We start from the raw sequence: 18,097 nt of genomic DNA, 5'->3' as shown, positions 1-18,097 counted from the left end.
CAATCCTGTTCGGCGTTCTGTCAGACCAAGCCTTCGCCCGACAACGCATCGAGCGCAGCCTGCAGAAAAACGGCCGCAGCATGGCTGTCGATCCGCTCGGCCCGCTTGGCCCTGCTCATATCCTGTCCGATCATCGCCGCTTCTGCGCTCTGGGTTGACCAGCGTTCGTCCCACAGCAGCACTGGCAACGAGAAGGCTTCGGCCAGGTTGCGGGCATAGGCGCGGCTTGCCTGTGCGCGTGGACCTTCGGACCCGTCCATATTGCGCGGGAGCCCAAGCACCAGGCCGCGTATCGTGCGCGAATCCACCAGCTCCGCCAGCTTTGCGCGATCCTTGTTAAAGCGGCCGCGCGGTACCGTCTTGCCGGAAGTAGCAAATCGCCAGCCAGCGTCGCTGGTGGCTGTGCCGATGGTCTTCGTGCCAAGGTCGAGCGCCAGCAGCGCACCGCCATCAGGCAACGCATCGGCGAATTCGGCCGCGTTTTGGGTGATCAAGACGCCGCTTGCCATGCCCGGACGCGGCGCAAGGCATCGCGTTTCACGTTTTGCCAGAACAGCGGCATATCATAGACGTGATAATTGTTCCCCGGCAGAACATAGCTGCCCAATTCGGGCGGGTCGCCGATCAGCAAAAGGCCTCTTGCACTGCATCGTGCCGGCACGAGTCCTGGAACCAGCTCCCCGGCGCCCAAGTTGTCATCAGGAACCAGCGTGCCGATATTGGCCTCGGCCGGGGCCGAGCCGCCCACTGCGCCCGTGAGGGGGTTGGTGCAAAGCATCGGGCTCTCGCCACGAGCTATGCCGTCGAAACCGATCGACTTGCCATAGGCGGTGAACAGGTCGCTGGCATCGGCCGGCTCGGCATAGCTCGACCAGCTCAAGATACATCCAGCCTGCTGCGCGGTGGCGCAGGCGGGAAAGGGCAGCGATGGCAGGTCATGTTCGACCGAGATCGGCCAGCCGACGATGTAGGTTGCCGCGATTCGATCGGCGATGGGTTTGTCGGCCACCCGCTCACGCAGCAGGCGAAGCAGGTGCAGCGCACCTTGGCTATGTCCGGCAAGGATGATCGGAACATCGTCGTCGACGGTATCCTGAAAATAGGCGAAGGCCTGGGCTACGTCTTCATAGGCGGCGTCGATGGCCTGCTGGCCTTCGGGCTCGTCAGTCATGAATGCGCCGACGGTCGCCTGGCGATAGCGAGGAGCCCAGATCTCGCTCGCCTGGTTGAACGGGCTTGCGAGACCGCGGAGAAACACGCGCGCGCGATCGACCGCATCTGCATCGTCTAACGGGGCATTCCAGTTAGCGCGATTGTAGTAGCTGGTGGGGTGGACGAAAAACACGGCAAAGTCGGGTACCTGTGCACCGGCAGGTGTGGCCATGGTGCGCTCCTGCCCACGGACGGCTGGTTGCCAGCGGGCTGGATCGTCGGTGCCGATGCCGGGGCGCGAATACCACATCCCCGGATCGGCATAGGCGTTGTCTGCCAGCGGATCCTGCTCGACAAAGTCGGCCGAGGGAACGAGCGCGATTTGCGTCAGTTCGCGCGACCAGATGCTCAAAATGAATCCGCCAGCAATGACAAGAACCGCGACTATCGCGATGAAATAAAGGAACTTACGCACCATTGTTGCGATCCATTGCCTTCTTCCTTCGCCGCCTTCGGCGCTCACGCGCAGTTTCCTGCAGCACCTGGTTGCGTTCCGAGCGCCGCTCCAGCGCGACCTTGATCATGGCGATGAGGGGATCGGCCAGAAATAGGCCGAGGATCCCGAACAGCAGGCCCATGATCAACTGCGCCGCCAACACTATTGCCGGGGCGAGGTCGACCGTGGTCTTGGCGATCAGCGGGATGATGACATAGCCGTCGAGGTTCTGAACAAAGAAATACACGAACAGCGTGTAAAGCCCCATGTCCGTGCCGCCCGAGAAGCCGACCGTGACCATGAGAATGCCGGAAATGATCGCACCGATGTTAGGCACAAAGGCGAGCAGGCCAGTCAGGATGGCTAGCAGCGCCGCCATCGGCACCGTGCCGATCCCGATCAACTGGGCGCCGCCGGTCAGCAAGATGTAGGTAAGCACACCTTCGATCACCATTCCTACCAGCCGTCCGGCCATCAACCGCCGCAATGTCGCGGCCATGCGGGCGAGGGTGACGTGCAGTTCCTTGCGTTCTCCGCGCGGCGCCATCCACTCGACTCCGCGTTCGTAGATATTGGGATCGAGCGCGATATAGGCGCCTAGAATGACGATCAGGACCATCGAGGTGAGGCCGCCAGCAATTCCCGTCAACGCACGCGTGACGGTGCCGACCCCACTCATCAACTGGCTCGTGATCGTCTGCATGTTGGCCGCTTCAATGGCCAAGCCGTTTGCTGCCGCCCAACTGAAGATCTGTTCGATCTGGCTTTGCACGATGGCTGGCAGGGCAGCTGCCTGGCTGGCTATCTGGTCACCGGCAAACAATGTCAGCCACACCAGGAATACGACAACCCCGAGCATGACCAACAGGACCCGCACCATCCGCGGCAAGGGCGCTACCTTGCCGATCAGCCGTGCACCGCCGTCGATCATGGCGGCAAACACGAGGCCGCCGAAGATGATCAGAAGGGATTGCGATATATAGACCGCCAGAGCAGCAAGCCCGACGATGCTGACCCACACGAAAGCCTTGTAGGCCTCCTGCCGCAATTCCGGACTGTCGATATAAGACGGACTCGCGCGCAGATCAGGCTCGAAATCGTCCTCGACGGGCGGAGAAGGAGGGGCTTCGCTCATTGGCCTCCGGACGGTTGCTGTTGGTTTTCGATCCTGGCCGGTCGCAGGGTCGACCATGCGCGGTTATCGCGCAGGGCGCTCCACCAGCTGAACGGGTTCCAGTTAGCGGTTCCATCGAGTGAGAAGGTGATAAATTCCGCCCGACCGCCGATATTGGCCAGCGGAACCGGCCCGCCAAGGCCGCCGCCATAGAATTCGTTTACCGGCGCGCGACTGTCTGCGGAATGGTCGCGATTGTCGCCCATGACAAACACAGCGCCTTGCGGGACGGTAATTTCCGGGAAATTGTCATTGGGCCGGTCCTCGGCTGAATCGATGACAAGGTAGGTGACACCGTTGGGCATGGTCTCGCGGAAAACCGGCACACGGCAAACCTGTTCGCCATTGTCGTCACTCGTCACGACGAAACCGGACTCATCACAGGGATTGTTAAGATCGTAGGGCAGGTCGAGCGCTGGCTCCATATCCTGCGGGACGGGCGTGCCGTTGAGAATGATCTGGCCATCGCGGACTGCGATCGTATCACCGGGCAAGGCAACAACGCGCTTGATGTAATCCTCGCTTCGCAGGGGATGGACCGGAATGACGATATCGCCATACTCAGGCGTCGAACCGAGTACGCGCCAATCGTCGCGCGGCAGCAGGTGGAAGCTGACCGAGGACCAGTTGTAACCATAAGGATATTTGGTCACCACCAATCGGTCGCCTACCAGCAAGTTGGGCATCATCGATTGCGAGGGTATGTAGAACGGCTTGGCGATGAAGCTGTGGAACGCCAGCACGGCCAGCAGCATCAGCGCCAGTCCGCGGAATTCTGCCAGCCAGTTGATCGGCTCGCCCTGTTTCTTGGTTTTGCTGTCGGTCACTGTTGTTTGGGAACTCGGGGTCATGTTTTCGGATAAGCCTCGATGATCACGAAAGCTTGCGCCCATGGGTGATCATCCGTGAGGGTGAGATGAATGACGGCCTCATGGCCATCCGGCGTCAATTCCGCAAGCCGCATCGCTGCGCCGCCTTCCAGCGCTAGGGTTGGCGCGCCCGACTTCGCATTGACCACGCCGATATCCTTCATGAACACTCCACGCCTGAAACCGGTTCCAACGGCCTTGCTGAAAGCCTCTTTGGCGGCGAACCTCTTGGCATAGGTCCCGGCAATCGTGAATGGGCGCCGGTGCGCCTTGGCGCGCTCAATATCGGTGAAGACGCGATTCTCGAATCGTTCGCCAAACCGCGCAAGCGAATTGCCGATGCGTTCGATATTGCAGAGGTCGGAGCCGAGGCCGATGATCATGGTTCGTATCTCACCGCGCTTCGTCCATCATGTCGCGCATCTTGCGTACGGCATTCTCCAGTCCGACGAACACCGCCTCGCCAATCAGGTAGTGACCGATGTTAAGCTCGGCCAATTGCGGGATGGCGGCGATAGGTTGGACGTTTTCATATGTGAGACCGTGGCCGGCATGAGGCTCAATCCCGTTCTTGGTCGCGAGCGCAGCCATGTCGGCGATTCGCTTCAACTCGGTCGCCGTCTTTTCGCGATCACCATCGTCGTGGGCGTGGGCATATTCGCCGGTGTGAAATTCGACCACCGGCACGCCAAGACGCAGGGCGGCGTCAAGCTGGCGTTCCTCGGCCTCGATGAACAGACTGACGCGGATTCCGGCATCCTTCAACTTCCAGACGATCGGCGCCAGCTTGTTGTGCTGGCCGGCGGCATCAAGCCCGCCTTCCGTCGTGCGCTCTTCTCGCTTTTCGGGAACGATGCAGGCGGCGTGCGGGTGGTGGCGCAGCGCGATAGCCAGCATTTCGTCGGTCGCCGCCATTTCGAGATTGAGCGGCAGGTCGGTCGCTTCCTGGATGCGCTTGAGATCTTCGTCACGGATATGGCGCCGATCCTCACGAAGATGCGCGGTGATGCCGTCACCGCCTACTGCAGCGACAATCTCCGCCGCGCGGACTGGATCGGGGTGATCTCCGCCGCGCGCGTTGCGGATCGTGGCGACGTGGTCGATATTCACGCCCAGCCTGAGCGGGTTGGGTCGAGACGGCGCTGTCACTTGGCGCGGCTGCCGGGCTTGGTAATGGGAATGGCGGCCAGTTCGGCTGGAACCTCATCTTCGCCGTAGGTCGGGAATTTGATCGCCACCAACGGATAAAATGGCACGCCGAGCTCGACTTCGCCTGCCGAACGATCGACCAGCGCGGTCTCGGCCAGCACTTCGCCACCTTCGCGCGCCACGGCCTCGATGGCCTCACGGCTGGAAAGGCCCGTGGTCACCACGTCTTCGACCATCAGCACCTTGGCACCCGGCTCCAGCCGAAAGCCGCGGCGCAGTTGGAAGGTGCCCTCGGGACGCTCAAGAAAAATGGCATCCTTGCCCAACGCCCGGCCGACTTCGTGCCCCACGATCAGCCCGCCCATGGCAGGTGAGACCACAGTGTCGATTTCACTGCGAAGCTCGCGCGGTATCTTCTGCACCATCGCCACTGCCAGGCGAGCGGCACGCTCGGCATTCATCAGCACGCGCGCGCATTGCAGGTAATGTCCGCTATGGCGGCCCGAGGAGAGCAGGAAATGCCCTTCCAGCAAAGCTTCGGAATGGCGGAATTCGGACAGGACTTCTTCGTCGGTCATGGCAGGGCCGGTATCTAACCTCGTGGGGACTGGGCGGCAATCCAAAGGCGGTTGCAAGAACACGAACCGCGCTTGTGTATTTTTCTCCCTAGGGGCGCTTGTGACTATCGGCAAGCGCGCGTATAGCGCGCCGCAAATGGCCCGTTGAGGGCGGATTCCGGCTGTCGCGTTGGCGGCCATTGATTGCAACATGGGAAGCGTCGACAAGATGATCTCTGCCACATGGCTTCGTGACACCACTCGTTCGATGGCGCTGCTGCTGGCTGCGCTGGTCCTGGCGCTCGGCGCGCAGGCCGCAATGGCGCAGGAAAGCCAGACCCAACCGGGCGATACCGCGCCGGCGCAGGCTGCACTGGACGAAACCGGTCCGGTCGAAGGGGTCGAGCGCGAAGCCGCCGGCGCCTACGTGCCGCTCGGGCCGGACATGATCAAGGGGCAGCCGACGCCCTATAGCGAGGATGCCCTCGCCAGCATGACCTTCCAGGACCAGTATAACGACGATGGCGAATACGCGCTGTGGATGCACAATGCGATCCTGCTGCCGGTGATCACCATCATCAGCCTGTTTGTCCTTGGCCTGATGCTTTTTGCAGTGGTGCGGTTTCGCCGTGGGAAGCATCCCGAGCCTTCGAAGACGACGCACAACACGCTGATCGAAGTGGTGTGGACGGTGATCCCGATCATCATCCTGTTGGTCATCGCCGTGCCTTCGATCACGCTGCTGGCGCGCCAGTATGAAACTCCGCCGGAAGACGCGATCACCATCAAGGCGACCGGTTACCAGTGGTACTGGACCTATACCTATCCCGACCAGGGCGGCTTTGAGATCGTCTCCAACATGATGGACGAGGCAGAAGCGCGCGCGAAGGGTCTGCCGCCGCAGCTTGCGGTCGACAACCGTATGGTAGTACCGGTGGGCGTGCCGCTGCGGATCCAGACCACGGCAGCAGACGTTATCCATTCCTTCGCCGTGCCGAGCCTGTGGTTCAAGCACGACGCCGTCCCGGGACGCATCAATGAAAAGATGCTGACCATCAACGAGCCGGGCATCTATTACGGTCAGTGTTCCGAGCTGTGCGGCGCGCGGCACGGCTACATGCCGATCTCGGTCGAAGCGGTCCCAATGGCGCAGTACCGCGCCTGGGTCGCTTCCAAGGGCGGCTCTTTCGGCGGCGATGAAACCGTTGCCGACGCGGCTACTGCCGAAGCCGGTAGTGACACTGCCGTCGCCGCCGAATAATTCGATTACGACAACGATACGCAATTCGCGAAAGTAGAGACCAGACACAATGGCTACCACCGCTGAAGGCTTTGAAGCTCACCACGACGATCACGCGCACCACGCGGATCACAAGCCGGGTTTCTTCGCCCGCTGGTTCATGTCGACCAACCACAAGGATATCGGCACGCTATACCTGATCTTCGCCATCATGGCGGGGATCATCGGCGGCGTTATGTCGGGTGTGATGCGGATGGAACTGGCCCAGCCGGGTATCCAGTATCTCGGCTGGTGGGTCGAATTCTTCGGCGGCGAGCAGAGCTTCGATGCCAATCTGCACATGTGGAACGTGTTCATCACCGCTCACGGCCTGATCATGGTCTTCTTCATGGTCATGCCAGCGATGATCGGCGGTTTCGGCAACTGGTTCGTGCCGCTGATGATCGGCGCGCCGGACATGGCCTTCCCGCGGATGAACAACATCTCGTTCTGGCTGACGGTGGCCGGTTTCCTGAGCCTGTGTTTCTCGCTGTTCGTCCCCGGTGGTACGGGGCTGGGCGCAGGCGTGGGCTGGACGGTCTATGCCCCGCTGTCGACGACCGGTTCGGTCGGTCCGGCGGTCGACTTCGCGATCTTCGCGCTGCACCTTGCCGGTGCCGGTTCGATCCTGGGTGCCACCAACTTCATCACCACCATCTTCAACATGCGTGCGCCGGGCATGACCCTGCACAAGATGCCGCTGTTTGTGTGGTCGATGCTGATTACCGCCTTCCTGCTGTTGCTGGCACTGCCGGTGCTGGCCGCGGCCATCACCATGCTCCTGACCGACCGTAATTTCGGCACCACCTTCTTCACCCCGTCGGGTGGCGGTGACCCGGTCCTGTACCAGCACCTGTTCTGGTTCTTCGGTCACCCTGAGGTCTACATCATGATCCTGCCTGGCTTCGGCATGATCAGCCAGATCGTGGCGACCTTCAGCCGCAAGCCGGTGTTCGGCTATCTCGGCATGGCCTACGCCATGGTCGCCATCGGCGTGATCGGCTTCATCGTGTGGGCGCACCACATGTATACGGTCGGCCTCGACGTAAACACGAAGATGTATTTCACCGCCGCTACCATGGTTATCGCGGTGCCCACCGGCGTGAAGATCTTCAGCTGGATCGCCACCATGTGGGGCGGCTCGATGGAATTCAAATCGCCAATGGTTTGGGCCCTGGGCTTCATCTTCCTGTTCACCGTCGGCGGCGTAACCGGCGTCGTGCTCGCCAATGGTGGTATCGACGACAATCTGCACGACACCTACTATGTGGTGGCGCATTTCCATTACGTGCTGTCGATGGGTGCGGTGTTCTCGCTGTTCGCGGGGTTCTACTACTGGTTCCCGAAGATGAGCGGCCGCTGGCACAGCGAACTGCTCAGCCATATCCATTTCTGGCTATTCTTCATTGGCGTGAACGTGATCTTCTTCCCGCAGCACTTCCTCGGGATGCAGGGCATGCCGCGCCGCTATCCTGACTACACCGAGGCCTATGCCTTCTGGAACGAGGTCTCGTCCGCCGGTTACGCCATCATGGCGCTGTCGATGGTGATCTTCTTCATCAACATCGGTTACGCCTTCATCGCTGGCAAGAAAGCGGCTGGCAATTACTGGGGCGAAGGCGCGACGACGCTGGAATGGAGCCTGTCGAGCCCGCCGCCGTTCCACCAGTATGAAACGCTGCCGGTGATTGAAGATCACCACGATTATCACAACCAATTGCCCGCCAAGGGCTGATGGTACGGGCCTGGCGCTCAGGCCCAAAGATACAAAGCAAATGGAGGGGCGCGCCAGGAATGGTGCGCCCCTCTCTTGCCAAGGACCTGCTAGAACCGACGCATGACTGCCACCACCGCCCCCATCCAGCTACCGGCCGACTGGCGCGATTTCTTCGCGCTGACCAAGCCGCGCGTGATGAGCCTGGTGATCTTCACCGGGTTGTGCGGCTTGCTGGCCGCGCCAGGCTCGATCAATCCGGTTCTCGGGTTCACCGCGATCTTGTGCATTGCGCTGGGTGCCGGAGGCGCAGCAGCTCTCAACCAGTGGTGGGAAGCCGATCTCGATAGCGGCATGAAGCGTACGCAGAACCGCCCGCTGCCAGCGGGCCGGATGGCCAAGGGCGATGCGCTGGCATTTGGAATCCTGCTGTCGGCAGCGTCGGTGATGGTGTTGGGCCTGGCGATCCACTGGCTGGCAGCCGGGATACTGGCGATTTCCATCGTTTATTACGCGGTGGTCTACACGATCTGGCTCAAGCCGCGCACGCCGCAGAATATCGTCATCGGCGGCGGCGCCGGGGCGTTTCCTCCGCTGATCGGGTGGATTGCGGTAACGGGCGAGATCACCGCCATGCCGGTACTGCTGTTCGCGATTATCTTCATGTGGACGCCGCCCCATTTCTGGGCATTGGCGCTGTTCGTGCAATCGGATTACGCAAAGGTCGGCATCCCGATGATGCCGGTGGTGAGGGGCGAACGCTCGACACGGCGACAAATTCTTGTCTACGCCATCGCACTCGTCCCCGTGGCCATTGCGCCGTGGATTATCGGCGGGACCGGCGCGATTTACGGCGTTGCAGCGCTCGCGCTGACGCTTGCATTCGTTGCGCTTTCCCTACCTGTAGCCATGCGGCAATCTGTGACGGATGATTTGATGAAGCCGGAGAAGAGACTGTTCGCCTTCAGCATCATCTATCTGTTCGCGCTATTCGCCGCGTTGGTGGCGGATCGCTATCTGTCGCCCCTGTTGTCGCAGCAAGTGAGCGTTTGACATGACCCCTGATGAAGAAGCCGAATTCAAGCGCCGTCAGAAAAGTCGCAATCTCGTAGTCGGCGCCGTGCTGCTGTTTTTTGTGGTGCTGTTCTACGCCATCACCATCGTGCGGATGGGGGACTGAGACGATGGCTAGCGTTCCGCAGGACCTTGATCGCAAGAACTTGCGCGTGGGGTTCTACGCCATCCTAGGTGCGCTGTTCATGCTGGGCATGGGCTATGCCGCCGTACCGCTTTACGATCTATTCTGCCGCGTCACCGGCTTTGGTGGCACGACCCAAGTGGCGAGCGAGAGCGATGCCAGCCTCGCCGCACAAATGGCTTCCAGCGCCGGGGCGCCGCCGATCTCGATCCGCTTTGATGCCAGCGTTGCGCGCGATGTGCCTTGGACATTCAAACCGGTCCAGACCACCGATACGGTGCAGATCGGCCAGCGCGACCTGGCTTTCTACACCGCGCGCAACAATGCCGATGTACCGATCACCGGCACGGCCAGCTTCAATGTCGAGCCGGAGCAGGCGGGGCGGTACTTCAACAAGATCCAGTGCTTCTGCTTCACCGAACAAACTCTCCAGCCGGGCGAGGAAATTCGTATGCCGGTGCTGTATTATATCGATCCAGCGGCGCTCGATGACGAGAACATGGAGGGGGTCGAGCAGATCACGCTCAGCTACACCTTCCACAAGACCAACGCGGACGGGAAATAGCTTCGACTCCCCCCTAGACCCGCTGCCACGGGGGCATTAAGGGCAGCACGAGACACGCATAACAGGACATGATCGATGGCTGGTGCCAAGAACCACGACTATCACATTCTCGAACCCGATATCTGGCCGCTGATCGGCTCCATCTCGGCACTCACCTTCTTTGTCGGAATGGTGATGATGATGAACGACAACTTCTTCGACGATGCGTGGAAGATCGTTCTCGGCCTTGGTATTGCAGGAATGATTGCGACCTTCTTCTCGTGGTGGAAGAACGTGGTCGACGAAGCGCATGCCGGCGACCACACACCGGTGGTGCAACTGCACATGCGCTACGGCATGATCCTGTTCATCGCCTCGGAAGTGATGTTTTTCGTGGGGTGGTTCTGGGCCTTTTTCGATTTCGCCCTGTTCCCCCAGCCGTTGCAATTCACCGCTACTGAAAGTGGCGGTTTCTGGGAAAACCTGGTTGGCCAGGATGGCGCTGCGGCCCTTGCCACCTTCCCGGCACAGGGCATCGAAGTGCTCGATCCGTTCAGCCTTCCACTGCTCAACACCCTGATCCTGCTGTGTTCAGGCACCACGGTGACGTGGGCGCACCATGCCCTGCTGCACGGTGACCGTGAGGGTCTGAAGAAGGGCCTGTGGGCAACCATTCTGCTCGGCATCCTGTTCACCTGCATCCAGGCTTACGAGTATGCCGTTGCTCCGTTCGCTTTCGGCGGCAACAATTACAGTTCGGCATTCTACATGGCGACCGGCTTTCACGGTTTCCACGTCCTGGTCGGCACGATCTTCCTGATCGTCTGCCTCGTGCGCACCTACAAAGGCCACTTCACACCGCGCCAGCACTTCGGTTTCGAAGCGGCTGCATGGTATTGGCACTTCGTTGACGTGGTGTGGCTGTTCCTGTTCGTAGCCATCTACATCTGGGGTGGCTGGGGCGCACCGATCCACTGATGGCGCCAAATTCGCCGATCGACACGAAAGGGCGGCCCGCTTTTGGCGAGGCCGCCCTTTTCGGTTTATGCCCTCGGTGCGGCGAGCGCGCGCTGTTTGACGGAATGGTCAAGCTGGCCCCGCGTTGCTGCCAATGCGGGCTCGACTATGACCAGTTCAATATTGGCGATGGCCCGGCAGCCTTCCTGATCCTGCTGATCGGCGCTTTGCTCGTGGGTTCGGCGGTGTGGCTGCAGCTTAGCTTCGGACCACCCTGGTGGGTCCATGCCATCCTGTGGATTCCGATGACCATTGGCCTGACGCTCGGCGGTCTCCGTTTGGCGAAGGCTGCACTGCTGATCTCGGAATATCGCAACCGGGCGCGCGAGGCGAGCTTGGAGGATATTTGTTAATGCCGAGATTTCCCTTCCTGCCTACAATCATGGTGGCCGCGGCCATTGCGACGATGATTGCGCTGGGCGTCTGGCAGCTTGGGCGGCTGGAAGAAAAACGGGCACTGATCGCGAGCTATGAAGCAGCCGAGACTAGCTCAGATTCTGTCGCATGGCCGGAAAGCGAAGAGCAGGCGACCGAGCGACTTTATCGCATGTCGCAGGTAGACTGCACCGAAATCATTGCTCGCAGGACAAGCGCTGCAACTGCACAAGATGGCGTCAAAGGGTTGGCCCAGATCGCTACCTGTCGTCTCGACAATGGCAGCATGGCCGATATCGCGCTCGGCTTTACCCGGCGACCGGTAGAGGGTGACTGGCAAGGGGGCACCGTTACTGGCGTAATCGCCCCGGGACCGCGCCTGGTCGCCATCCCGCCGCAAGCAGGTCTGGCACCGCTGGCGCGACCGGACCCAGCCGACGTACCCAATAACCATCTCGCCTATGCCGGACAATGGTTCTTCTTCGCTCTTACCGCGCTGATCATCTATATTCTCGCGCTGCGCCGCCAGCAACGCCGGGACTGAGGTTTAGCCTCGCCAATGCCGTCTTTCTTGCCCGCATGACGCGCCACCGCTAACCCGCCTCGCGATGCGATACATCTCCACCCGTGGCTCTGCGCCAACGCTGTCCTTCGAGGAAGTGACCCTGACCGGCCTCGCCAACGATGGCGGTCTTTATCTCCCCGAGCAATGGCCCACGCTGAGCTCCGCTGAAATCCGCGAATTTCGTGGACTTCCATATGCTGAAGTAGCGGCGCGGGTTATGCACCCTTTTGTCGGCGAGAGCCTGACATTCGCGGGGCTGCGCGCAATGACCGGCGATGCCTATGGGACCTTTGCCCATGCCGCAGTCGTGCCGCTGACCCAGATCGACGAGCAGAACTGGCTGCTGGAGCTGTTTCACGGACCGACGCTGGCATTCAAGGACGTGGCGCTGCAACTGCTCGGGCGACTGTTCGAGACGTTTCTCGCCCGTCGTGGGGAACGCCTTACATTGGTCGGCGCTACCAGCGGAGATACCGGCAGCGCAGCTATCGATGCAGTCGCCGGGCGCGAGGGTGTGGAGATTTTCATGCTCCACCCCAAGGGACGGATCAGCGATGTCCAGCGCCGCCAGATGACCACGGTGCGCACGCCCAATATCCACAATATCGCCATTTCCGGCAGCTTCGATGATGGCCAGGCCGCAGTGAAGCGGATGTTCACCGACCCGGCGATTGCCGAAAAGGTGCGGCTGGGCGCGGTCAATTCGATCAACTGGGCGCGGCTGATGGCGCAGGTAGTCTACTACTTCACCAGCGCGGTACAGCTTGGCGCACCCGACAGGAAGGTGGCCTTTAGCGTGCCGACGGGGAATTTCGGCGATGTCTTTGCCGGCTATGTCGCGGCGCAGATGGGCCTACCGATCGAGCAGCTGATCGTTGCAACCAATATCAACGATATCCTTCACCGCGCCCTGAGTGAGGGCGACTACTCGGCAGGTGAGGTTACGCCTACTGCCGCGCCGAGCATGGATATCCAGGTCAGTTCCAACTTCGAGCGGCTGTTGTTCGATTGCGGCGGGCGCGACGGCAAGGCGATGGCCAATCAAATGCGCGGGTTCGAATCCACGAAAGCAATGCGCCTCACCGATGCACAGCGTGATGGAGCATCGCAGCTGTTTACCAGCGTGCGGGTCGACCAGGACGCGATGGCGCGCACCATGCATCGCACCTTCCAGGATTGCGACGAGGTGATCGATCCGCATACGGCGATCGGGCTTTATGCGGCGCAAGAGTCGGACCTTCCTGGCGATGTCCCAATCATTACGCTGGCAACCGCCCATCCGGCCAAGTTCCGCGACGCTGTCGAACGGTCTACGGGCACACGGCCCGCCCTGCCCGCGCGCATCGGAGACCTGTTCGGACGCGAGGAACAGTGTAGCGAGCTTTCGGGCGAATATGACGAGCTGGTGGAATTCATCCTCGCCAACGCAGCCGAGGCCAACTGATGGCCGACCTGATCCAACAGCCGCAGCTCATGGTGGGTGAGGGATGGGATCAATACGCGCTGGTCGACAGCGGCGATGGGCGCAAGCTCGAGCAATTCGGCCCCTATCGTTTCATCCGACCTGAACCGCAGGCGATGTGGACACCGAAGGATAGCGAGTGGCAGGCCGACGGAGAGTTCATTCCCGGTGCCGACGAGGACGGCGGCGGACGCTGGCATCTCTCCGACGAGGTGCCCACGGGCGGTTGGCCGTCAAGCTGGCGCGAGACGCGCTTTACCGCCACCTGCACGCCCTTCCGTCATCTTGGCTTCTTTCCTGACATGGCGCCGATATGGGACTGGATGCGCGAACAGCTTGCCGACAAGTCCGAGGCGCAGACGCTAAACCTGTTCGGCTATACGGGCGTTGGCACGCAGGCCTTGAGCAAATGCGGTCCCGTCACCCATGTCGACGCTTCGAAGAAATCGGTCGCCCAGGCGCGTGATAATGCTGCACTGGCCGGCATGGAGGGGCGACCGATCCGCTGGCTCGTGGACGATGCGGCCAAGTTTGCAGCGCGCGAGGTCCGGCGCGGGAATCGCTACGACGGCATCATCCTCGACCCGCCCAAGTTTGGACGCGGGCCCAAGAACGAGACCTGGCGGATCGAGGAGGGCCTCGCTCCGCTCGTGCGCGATTGCCGCGCGGTGCTCGACAATGACAGTCGGTTTCTGTTCCTGACCGTTTACGCGGTACGGATGAGCAGCTTGTCGTTGGCCGGCCTGTTCGACGAGGTTTTCACTGGCTTGCCGGGAACAATCGAACATGGCGACCTGGCTGTCCGGCAACAGGACGACGGACGTTTGTTGCCGACGGCGATCTTCGCGCGCTGGTCGAATCCGGGCTAGGGGGGCGCAATGGCCGATTCGCTGACCCTGCAATTCGACGATATCGAAACCGATGTCCTGACCGGGATTTATTCGGAGGAAACGGGCAAGCCGCAGCCGCTGCGCATTTCCATCGCGGTCGATTACAAGGTGGCTCAAAGTTACAGTCCGGACACCCCGCTCGACGAGAGCAAGAACTACATGGACCTCAAGTTCGCCGCCACCGAGGCGTTGCCGGAGGGGGTCCATTTCAAGCTGATCGAATCGGTCGCCGACCACATTTGCCAGACCCTGTTTCTGCAGGACGAAAAGGTTCGCGCAGTGACGGTGAAGATCGTCAAGCTGGCGATCGCGACGGGCAACGAAAAGATTGGCATCACCCTCCGCCGCGAGCGACGCTGACATGGGGCAGGCCATAATCGACTGCCGAGATCTGCCCGAACGCCCGACAGAGGCCGCGACCGAATTTTACGCCGAATGGTTGCCACGGATCGAACAGGCCTTGCGCGAAACGAACGATGACCTTGTTGTCCTTCTACCGCATGGTGCCTTCGATCACGACGACTGGCGCCGGGCCGCTGCACGCGATCTTGCACGTGCCCACGCACCCCGCCGGTTCAATGTCATCGGGGGCGTCGATACCGTTTCACGGGAGGCCACGATTGCCTATCTCGAGAATGCTTCCGGTGTGACGGGGCAATATCTTCCGCTCGATAGCGAGGGCGCAGGAAATCCGTTAGGGTAGCGCCATGAGTGGTGAGACCCTTATCGACGGCTTCGGGCGGAGTATCAGCTATTTGCGGCTTTCGGTCACCGACCGTTGTGACTTGCGCTGCACCTATTGCATGCCCGAGCGGATGCAGTTCCTGCCGCGCGCAGAGATACTCACGCTCGAAGAATTGCGTGACCTTGCGCTTGCCTTCGTGGCGCGCGGGATCACCCGGATTCGTCTGACCGGGGGAGAGCCCCTCGTCAGGCGCGACGTCCTGGACCTCATCCGCGCTTTGGGACGCCATGTCGGGGGCGGGCTGGACGAGCTCACGATAACGACTAACGGCACGCAACTTGCGGGACACGCCCAGGCCATTGCCGATGCCGGGGTGCGCCGGATCAATGTTTCGCTCGATACCATTGACCGCGCCATTTTCGAACGGCTTTCGCGACGTGATTCGCTGGCTAGCGTGCTGGGCGGGATTGCCGCAGCCAGGGCCGCCGGCCTCAAGGTCAAGCTCAACACGGTGGTGATGAAGGGCGTCAACGAAGGCGAGATCCCCGCACTGATTGAATGGGCACATGGCGAAGGCCATGATATCTCGTTGATTGAGACCATGCCGCTGGGGGCGATTGACACGAAGCGGGTTGACCAGTTTGTCGCGCTTGACGGAATACGGCGTAAACTGGAGCAAAGCTGGACGCTGATCGAGAGCAGGCATCGCACCGCCGGGCCGTCGCGCTATGTGGAGGTGGCGGAAACCGGTGGCAGGATAGGCTTTATCACGCCGATGAGCGAGAATTTCTGCGCTGGCTGCAACCGCATCCGGGTGACCGCCACCGGACAGCTTTTCCCGTGCCTCGGTGGCGGCGAGCGGGTCGACCTGCGCGCTGCTCTGCGCTCAGACGATCCCGAATGCAGGCTGCAGGCAGCACTGGATACCGCAATGAAGATCAAGCCATTGCGACATGATTTCCGTATCGGCGAGGGGCAGGCCCCGGCGCTCGCACGGCACATGTCGGTGACAGGGGGCTGATCTGGCAATCACTATCATCTTTCTCGGCCCGTTGCGCGACATCGCGGGGGAGGCAGAGCGCGAGGTCAGTGCGCCGCTCGACTGGACAGGGCTGTTGACTGCAGTTGGTCCGCAGGTGGCCGAGCAATTGCAGCAGGACCGGATCAACATCGCGTGCGGAGGCAAGGTCTTGCACGACAAGGCAGCATTGCGCGCCGAGGATGGCGACGAGGTGGCCCTGTTGCCGCCCGTCAGCGGAGGATAGCACGATGCCCCGGCTCTCGCTGGAGACTCCTGCTGACGTCAGGTTGCTCGACAAGGGGCTGTCGGCAGGCGAGGCCCTCGCAGCATTCAACGCCGCCAATCCGCACGCGGGCGGGATCGCCAGCTTTCTTGGCAAGGTCCGGTCTGACAACAATGCTCAGGCGCTGGAGCTGTCGCATTACGAACCATTGACCGAACCGGGGATGCGTGAACTTGCAGGCCATGCGCTTGAACGCTTTGGCTGCGATGGGCTGCTTCTGTGGCACCGGGTCGGCGTGATGGTGCCGGGCGAAGCGATCGTGCTGGTGGCCGCCGCTGCTCCCCACCGCCGCGCCGCTTTCGATTCGGTCGATTATTGCATGGACCACCTCAAGAGCGCTTCGTGGTTCTGGAAACGCGAGAAGGGCGCGGGAGGGTGGCACTGGATAGAGCCCCGTGCCGTCGATCACGCGGACCGGGAGCGCTGGAGCAAATAATTTGTCGATTTTGACCTAGGTCAAGGAATTGGGCGCCACGGCCTGCCACTTACCTCTTTAGACAAAGAAGGAGTGGCCCCGTGTCTAGAATGTTGCACAATGAGATTGTTGCCGAAAAGGCAGTCATACACAGCGAGAATCCGGTAATTCGCCGTGGTTTTCCCGACCAGACTTTCGAATTTCCGACTCAGCTTTTCGCCGCCAGCCTCGGATTCTTCGTGGCGTTTCTTGTGGTAATGACGATCGGCTTCGGCAACCCCGCTCTTGCCATCCCGATGGCGATTTGCGCCGTCTTCCTGGTCGGCTTCTTCGGCATCCCTGCGCTGTTCGTTCGCGAAGCGCCGGATCACGCCAATAAAGCAATGAGCTGGGGTCAATTCAGGATGCGCGGCATCGACACCCTGACCGGTCGTCTGCCGGCCGGCGAAGCAGTGGTCCAGATGTTAATCCTGCCAGTGCTCCTCCTCATTTGGGGACTGGCATGTATCGTTATTGCGGCGCTGGTCTGAGGGTATCGGACCCGCGGACGGGAGAGGTTGCGGGTCTTACCCCTTAAAGGCCCACTCCAACCAACGCCGCAAGCCGCGCGGGGTCGACCAGTTCGATCCCGCGCGCACCATTTCTGGCGATCAGTCCGTCCTTCTCGAATCGACTCATCCGGCGGCTCACCGTTTCGATCGTCAACCCGATCATCTGCGCCATTTCGCCGCGCGAGAGCGGCAGATCGAACTGGCCAGCCGGATGGCAGGGTGAATCACTGGCAGCGCGCGCCATCGACAGCAGCAATCCGGCAAGCCGGGTCTGCGCGTCCTGCTTGCCCGTGAGCCCAAGGAGGTCGCGCGCAGCATGCAGATCGTCCTGTGAACGCCGCAGCAGTGCCCTGGTCAGCGCGGGATGACGTTCAAGCGCCCGTTCCATAGCGCTGCGCGAGAACAGGCACAGACGGCAATCGGTCAAAGCCACGACATCATGATGGGCAAAGGGCTGGAACAGTTCGCCGATGAAGCCCGACGGATGAATGAGGGCGAGGATCCGCTCCTCACCGTCTTGGTCGTAGGCCGTAACCTTCATCGCGCCGCTGACCAGCGTTGCGCAAACGGGATCTGCATCGCCCGCAACGAACAGCGTTTCGGCCTTGCCCAGCGTCACGGTTCGACCGGCCTTTGCCAATTCGGCCCGGTCTTCTTCGGACAAGACGGAACAGGCGGCACTGTCGCGCACGGGGCAGGTG

At 61.3% G+C, this 18,097-nt stretch carries 24 protein-coding genes; 16 read left to right on the top strand and 8 right to left on the bottom strand.

Annotated elements, in window-relative coordinates:
- Positions 1 to 20: 20 nt before the first annotated feature.
- Genes ruvX through pyrE form a run of 7 tightly spaced genes read right to left on the bottom strand, consistent with a single transcriptional unit; the run spans position 21 to position 5,418 of the window.
- Positions 21 to 509, bottom strand: a complete 489-nt coding sequence (gene ruvX, locus ACXYL9_RS11115; RefSeq protein WP_459039558.1) for a Holliday junction resolvase RuvX — start codon at positions 507 to 509, stop codon at positions 21 to 23.
- Entirely contained in the window at positions 491 to 1,630 is a 1,140-nt protein-coding gene (locus ACXYL9_RS11110; protein WP_459039557.1) for a DUF3089 domain-containing protein, read from the bottom strand. The genes ruvX and ACXYL9_RS11110 overlap by 19 nt, the downstream gene beginning before the upstream one ends.
- Positions 1,620 to 2,783, bottom strand: coding sequence for an AI-2E family transporter (locus ACXYL9_RS11105; protein ID WP_459039556.1), 1,164 nt, complete (start codon positions 2,781 to 2,783; stop codon positions 1,620 to 1,622). Before ACXYL9_RS11105 ends, ACXYL9_RS11110 begins: the two co-directional genes overlap by 11 nt.
- Positions 2,780 to 3,673: a signal peptidase I gene (gene lepB, locus ACXYL9_RS11100; protein WP_459039555.1), complete on the bottom strand. Its 894-nt coding sequence runs from the start codon at positions 3,671 to 3,673 to the stop codon at positions 2,780 to 2,782. The genes ACXYL9_RS11105 and lepB overlap by 4 nt, the downstream gene beginning before the upstream one ends.
- Positions 3,670 to 4,074 (bottom strand): holo-ACP synthase, encoded by a 405-nt coding sequence (gene acpS, locus ACXYL9_RS11095; RefSeq protein ID WP_459039554.1) that lies wholly within the window; start codon positions 4,072 to 4,074, stop codon positions 3,670 to 3,672. Before acpS ends, lepB begins: the two co-directional genes overlap by 4 nt.
- Before the next feature lie 10 nt (positions 4,075 to 4,084).
- Positions 4,085 to 4,840 (bottom strand): pyridoxine 5'-phosphate synthase, encoded by a 756-nt coding sequence (locus tag ACXYL9_RS11090; RefSeq protein ID WP_459039553.1) that lies wholly within the window; start codon positions 4,838 to 4,840, stop codon positions 4,085 to 4,087.
- The gene (gene pyrE, locus ACXYL9_RS11085) at positions 4,837 to 5,418 is read right to left on the bottom strand and encodes an orotate phosphoribosyltransferase (RefSeq protein WP_459039552.1); all 582 of its coding nucleotides are present in this window, start codon (positions 5,416 to 5,418) and stop codon (positions 4,837 to 4,839) included. Before pyrE ends, ACXYL9_RS11090 begins: the two co-directional genes overlap by 4 nt.
- A gap of 190 nt (positions 5,419 to 5,608) precedes the next feature.
- Between pyrE and coxB the strand changes: the two genes are divergently transcribed.
- From coxB to ACXYL9_RS11005, 16 genes are all read left to right on the top strand, one after another.
- Positions 5,609 to 6,658: a cytochrome c oxidase subunit II gene (coxB, locus tag ACXYL9_RS11080; protein WP_459039551.1), complete on the top strand. Its 1,050-nt coding sequence runs from the start codon at positions 5,609 to 5,611 to the stop codon at positions 6,656 to 6,658.
- 49 nt (positions 6,659 to 6,707) lie between these two features.
- Entirely contained in the window at positions 6,708 to 8,411 is a 1,704-nt protein-coding gene (gene ctaD, locus ACXYL9_RS11075; RefSeq protein ID WP_459039550.1) for a cytochrome c oxidase subunit I, read from the top strand.
- A 102-nt stretch (positions 8,412 to 8,513) separates the two neighbouring features.
- A complete protein-coding gene (locus ACXYL9_RS11070) occupies positions 8,514 to 9,443 on the top strand; it encodes a heme o synthase (protein WP_459039549.1) in 930 nt (309 codons plus the stop codon).
- A gap of 1 nt (position 9,444) precedes the next feature.
- Positions 9,445 to 9,570 (top strand): hypothetical protein, encoded by a 126-nt coding sequence (locus ACXYL9_RS11065; protein ID WP_459039548.1) that lies wholly within the window; start codon positions 9,445 to 9,447, stop codon positions 9,568 to 9,570.
- A 4-nt stretch (positions 9,571 to 9,574) separates the two neighbouring features.
- Complete coding sequence (locus ACXYL9_RS11060) at positions 9,575 to 10,153, top strand: cytochrome c oxidase assembly protein (protein ID WP_459039547.1); 579 nt, start codon at positions 9,575 to 9,577, stop codon at positions 10,151 to 10,153.
- 75 nt (positions 10,154 to 10,228) lie between these two features.
- Positions 10,229 to 11,110 (top strand): cytochrome c oxidase subunit 3, encoded by an 882-nt coding sequence (locus ACXYL9_RS11055; RefSeq protein WP_459039546.1) that lies wholly within the window; start codon positions 10,229 to 10,231, stop codon positions 11,108 to 11,110.
- A gap of 104 nt (positions 11,111 to 11,214) precedes the next feature.
- Positions 11,215 to 11,502 (top strand): DUF983 domain-containing protein, encoded by a 288-nt coding sequence (locus ACXYL9_RS11050; RefSeq protein WP_459039545.1) that lies wholly within the window; start codon positions 11,215 to 11,217, stop codon positions 11,500 to 11,502.
- Entirely contained in the window at positions 11,502 to 12,068 is a 567-nt protein-coding gene (locus ACXYL9_RS11045) for an SURF1 family protein (protein WP_459039544.1), read from the top strand. The genes ACXYL9_RS11050 and ACXYL9_RS11045 overlap by 1 nt, the downstream gene beginning before the upstream one ends.
- Positions 12,069 to 12,132: 64 nt before the next feature.
- Entirely contained in the window at positions 12,133 to 13,533 is a 1,401-nt protein-coding gene (gene thrC / locus ACXYL9_RS11040; protein ID WP_459039543.1) for a threonine synthase, read from the top strand.
- On the top strand, positions 13,533 to 14,420 hold the full coding sequence (locus ACXYL9_RS11035) for a class I SAM-dependent methyltransferase (RefSeq protein ID WP_459039542.1): 888 nt from the start codon (positions 13,533 to 13,535) through the stop codon (positions 14,418 to 14,420). Before thrC ends, ACXYL9_RS11035 begins: the two co-directional genes overlap by 1 nt.
- Positions 14,421 to 14,429: 9 nt before the next feature.
- On the top strand, positions 14,430 to 14,801 hold the full coding sequence (locus ACXYL9_RS11030) for a dihydroneopterin aldolase (protein WP_459039541.1): 372 nt from the start codon (positions 14,430 to 14,432) through the stop codon (positions 14,799 to 14,801).
- Positions 14,770 to 15,144 carry a Rossmann fold domain-containing protein gene (locus tag ACXYL9_RS11025; RefSeq protein WP_459039540.1) on the top strand — a complete coding sequence of 125 codons (375 nt, stop codon included), beginning with the start codon at positions 14,770 to 14,772 and terminating at the stop codon, positions 15,142 to 15,144. The genes ACXYL9_RS11030 and ACXYL9_RS11025 overlap by 32 nt, the downstream gene beginning before the upstream one ends.
- A gap of 4 nt (positions 15,145 to 15,148) precedes the next feature.
- Positions 15,149 to 16,147, top strand: a complete 999-nt coding sequence (gene moaA / locus ACXYL9_RS11020) for a GTP 3',8-cyclase MoaA (RefSeq protein WP_459039539.1) — start codon at positions 15,149 to 15,151, stop codon at positions 16,145 to 16,147.
- A gap of 31 nt (positions 16,148 to 16,178) precedes the next feature.
- Complete coding sequence (locus tag ACXYL9_RS11015) at positions 16,179 to 16,391, top strand: MoaD/ThiS family protein (RefSeq protein ID WP_459039538.1); 213 nt, start codon at positions 16,179 to 16,181, stop codon at positions 16,389 to 16,391.
- Positions 16,392 to 16,395: 4 nt separating this feature from the next.
- Positions 16,396 to 16,866 (top strand): molybdenum cofactor biosynthesis protein MoaE, encoded by a 471-nt coding sequence (locus ACXYL9_RS11010; protein ID WP_459039537.1) that lies wholly within the window; start codon positions 16,396 to 16,398, stop codon positions 16,864 to 16,866.
- 80 nt (positions 16,867 to 16,946) lie between these two features.
- On the top strand, positions 16,947 to 17,375 hold the full coding sequence (locus ACXYL9_RS11005; protein ID WP_459039536.1) for a hypothetical protein: 429 nt from the start codon (positions 16,947 to 16,949) through the stop codon (positions 17,373 to 17,375).
- 43 nt (positions 17,376 to 17,418) lie between these two features.
- Here ACXYL9_RS11005 and ACXYL9_RS11000 read toward each other — a convergent pair whose 3' ends face one another.
- The gene (locus ACXYL9_RS11000) at positions 17,419 to 18,087 is read right to left on the bottom strand and encodes a Crp/Fnr family transcriptional regulator (protein WP_459039535.1); all 669 of its coding nucleotides are present in this window, start codon (positions 18,085 to 18,087) and stop codon (positions 17,419 to 17,421) included.
- Between the last annotated feature and the right edge of the window lie 10 nt (positions 18,088 to 18,097).

It is taken from the genome of Qipengyuania sp. CAU 1752, from assembly GCF_054482615.1.
The sequence above is the reverse complement of the archived record's forward strand: the minus strand, read 5'-3'. Positions and strand labels throughout refer to the sequence as shown.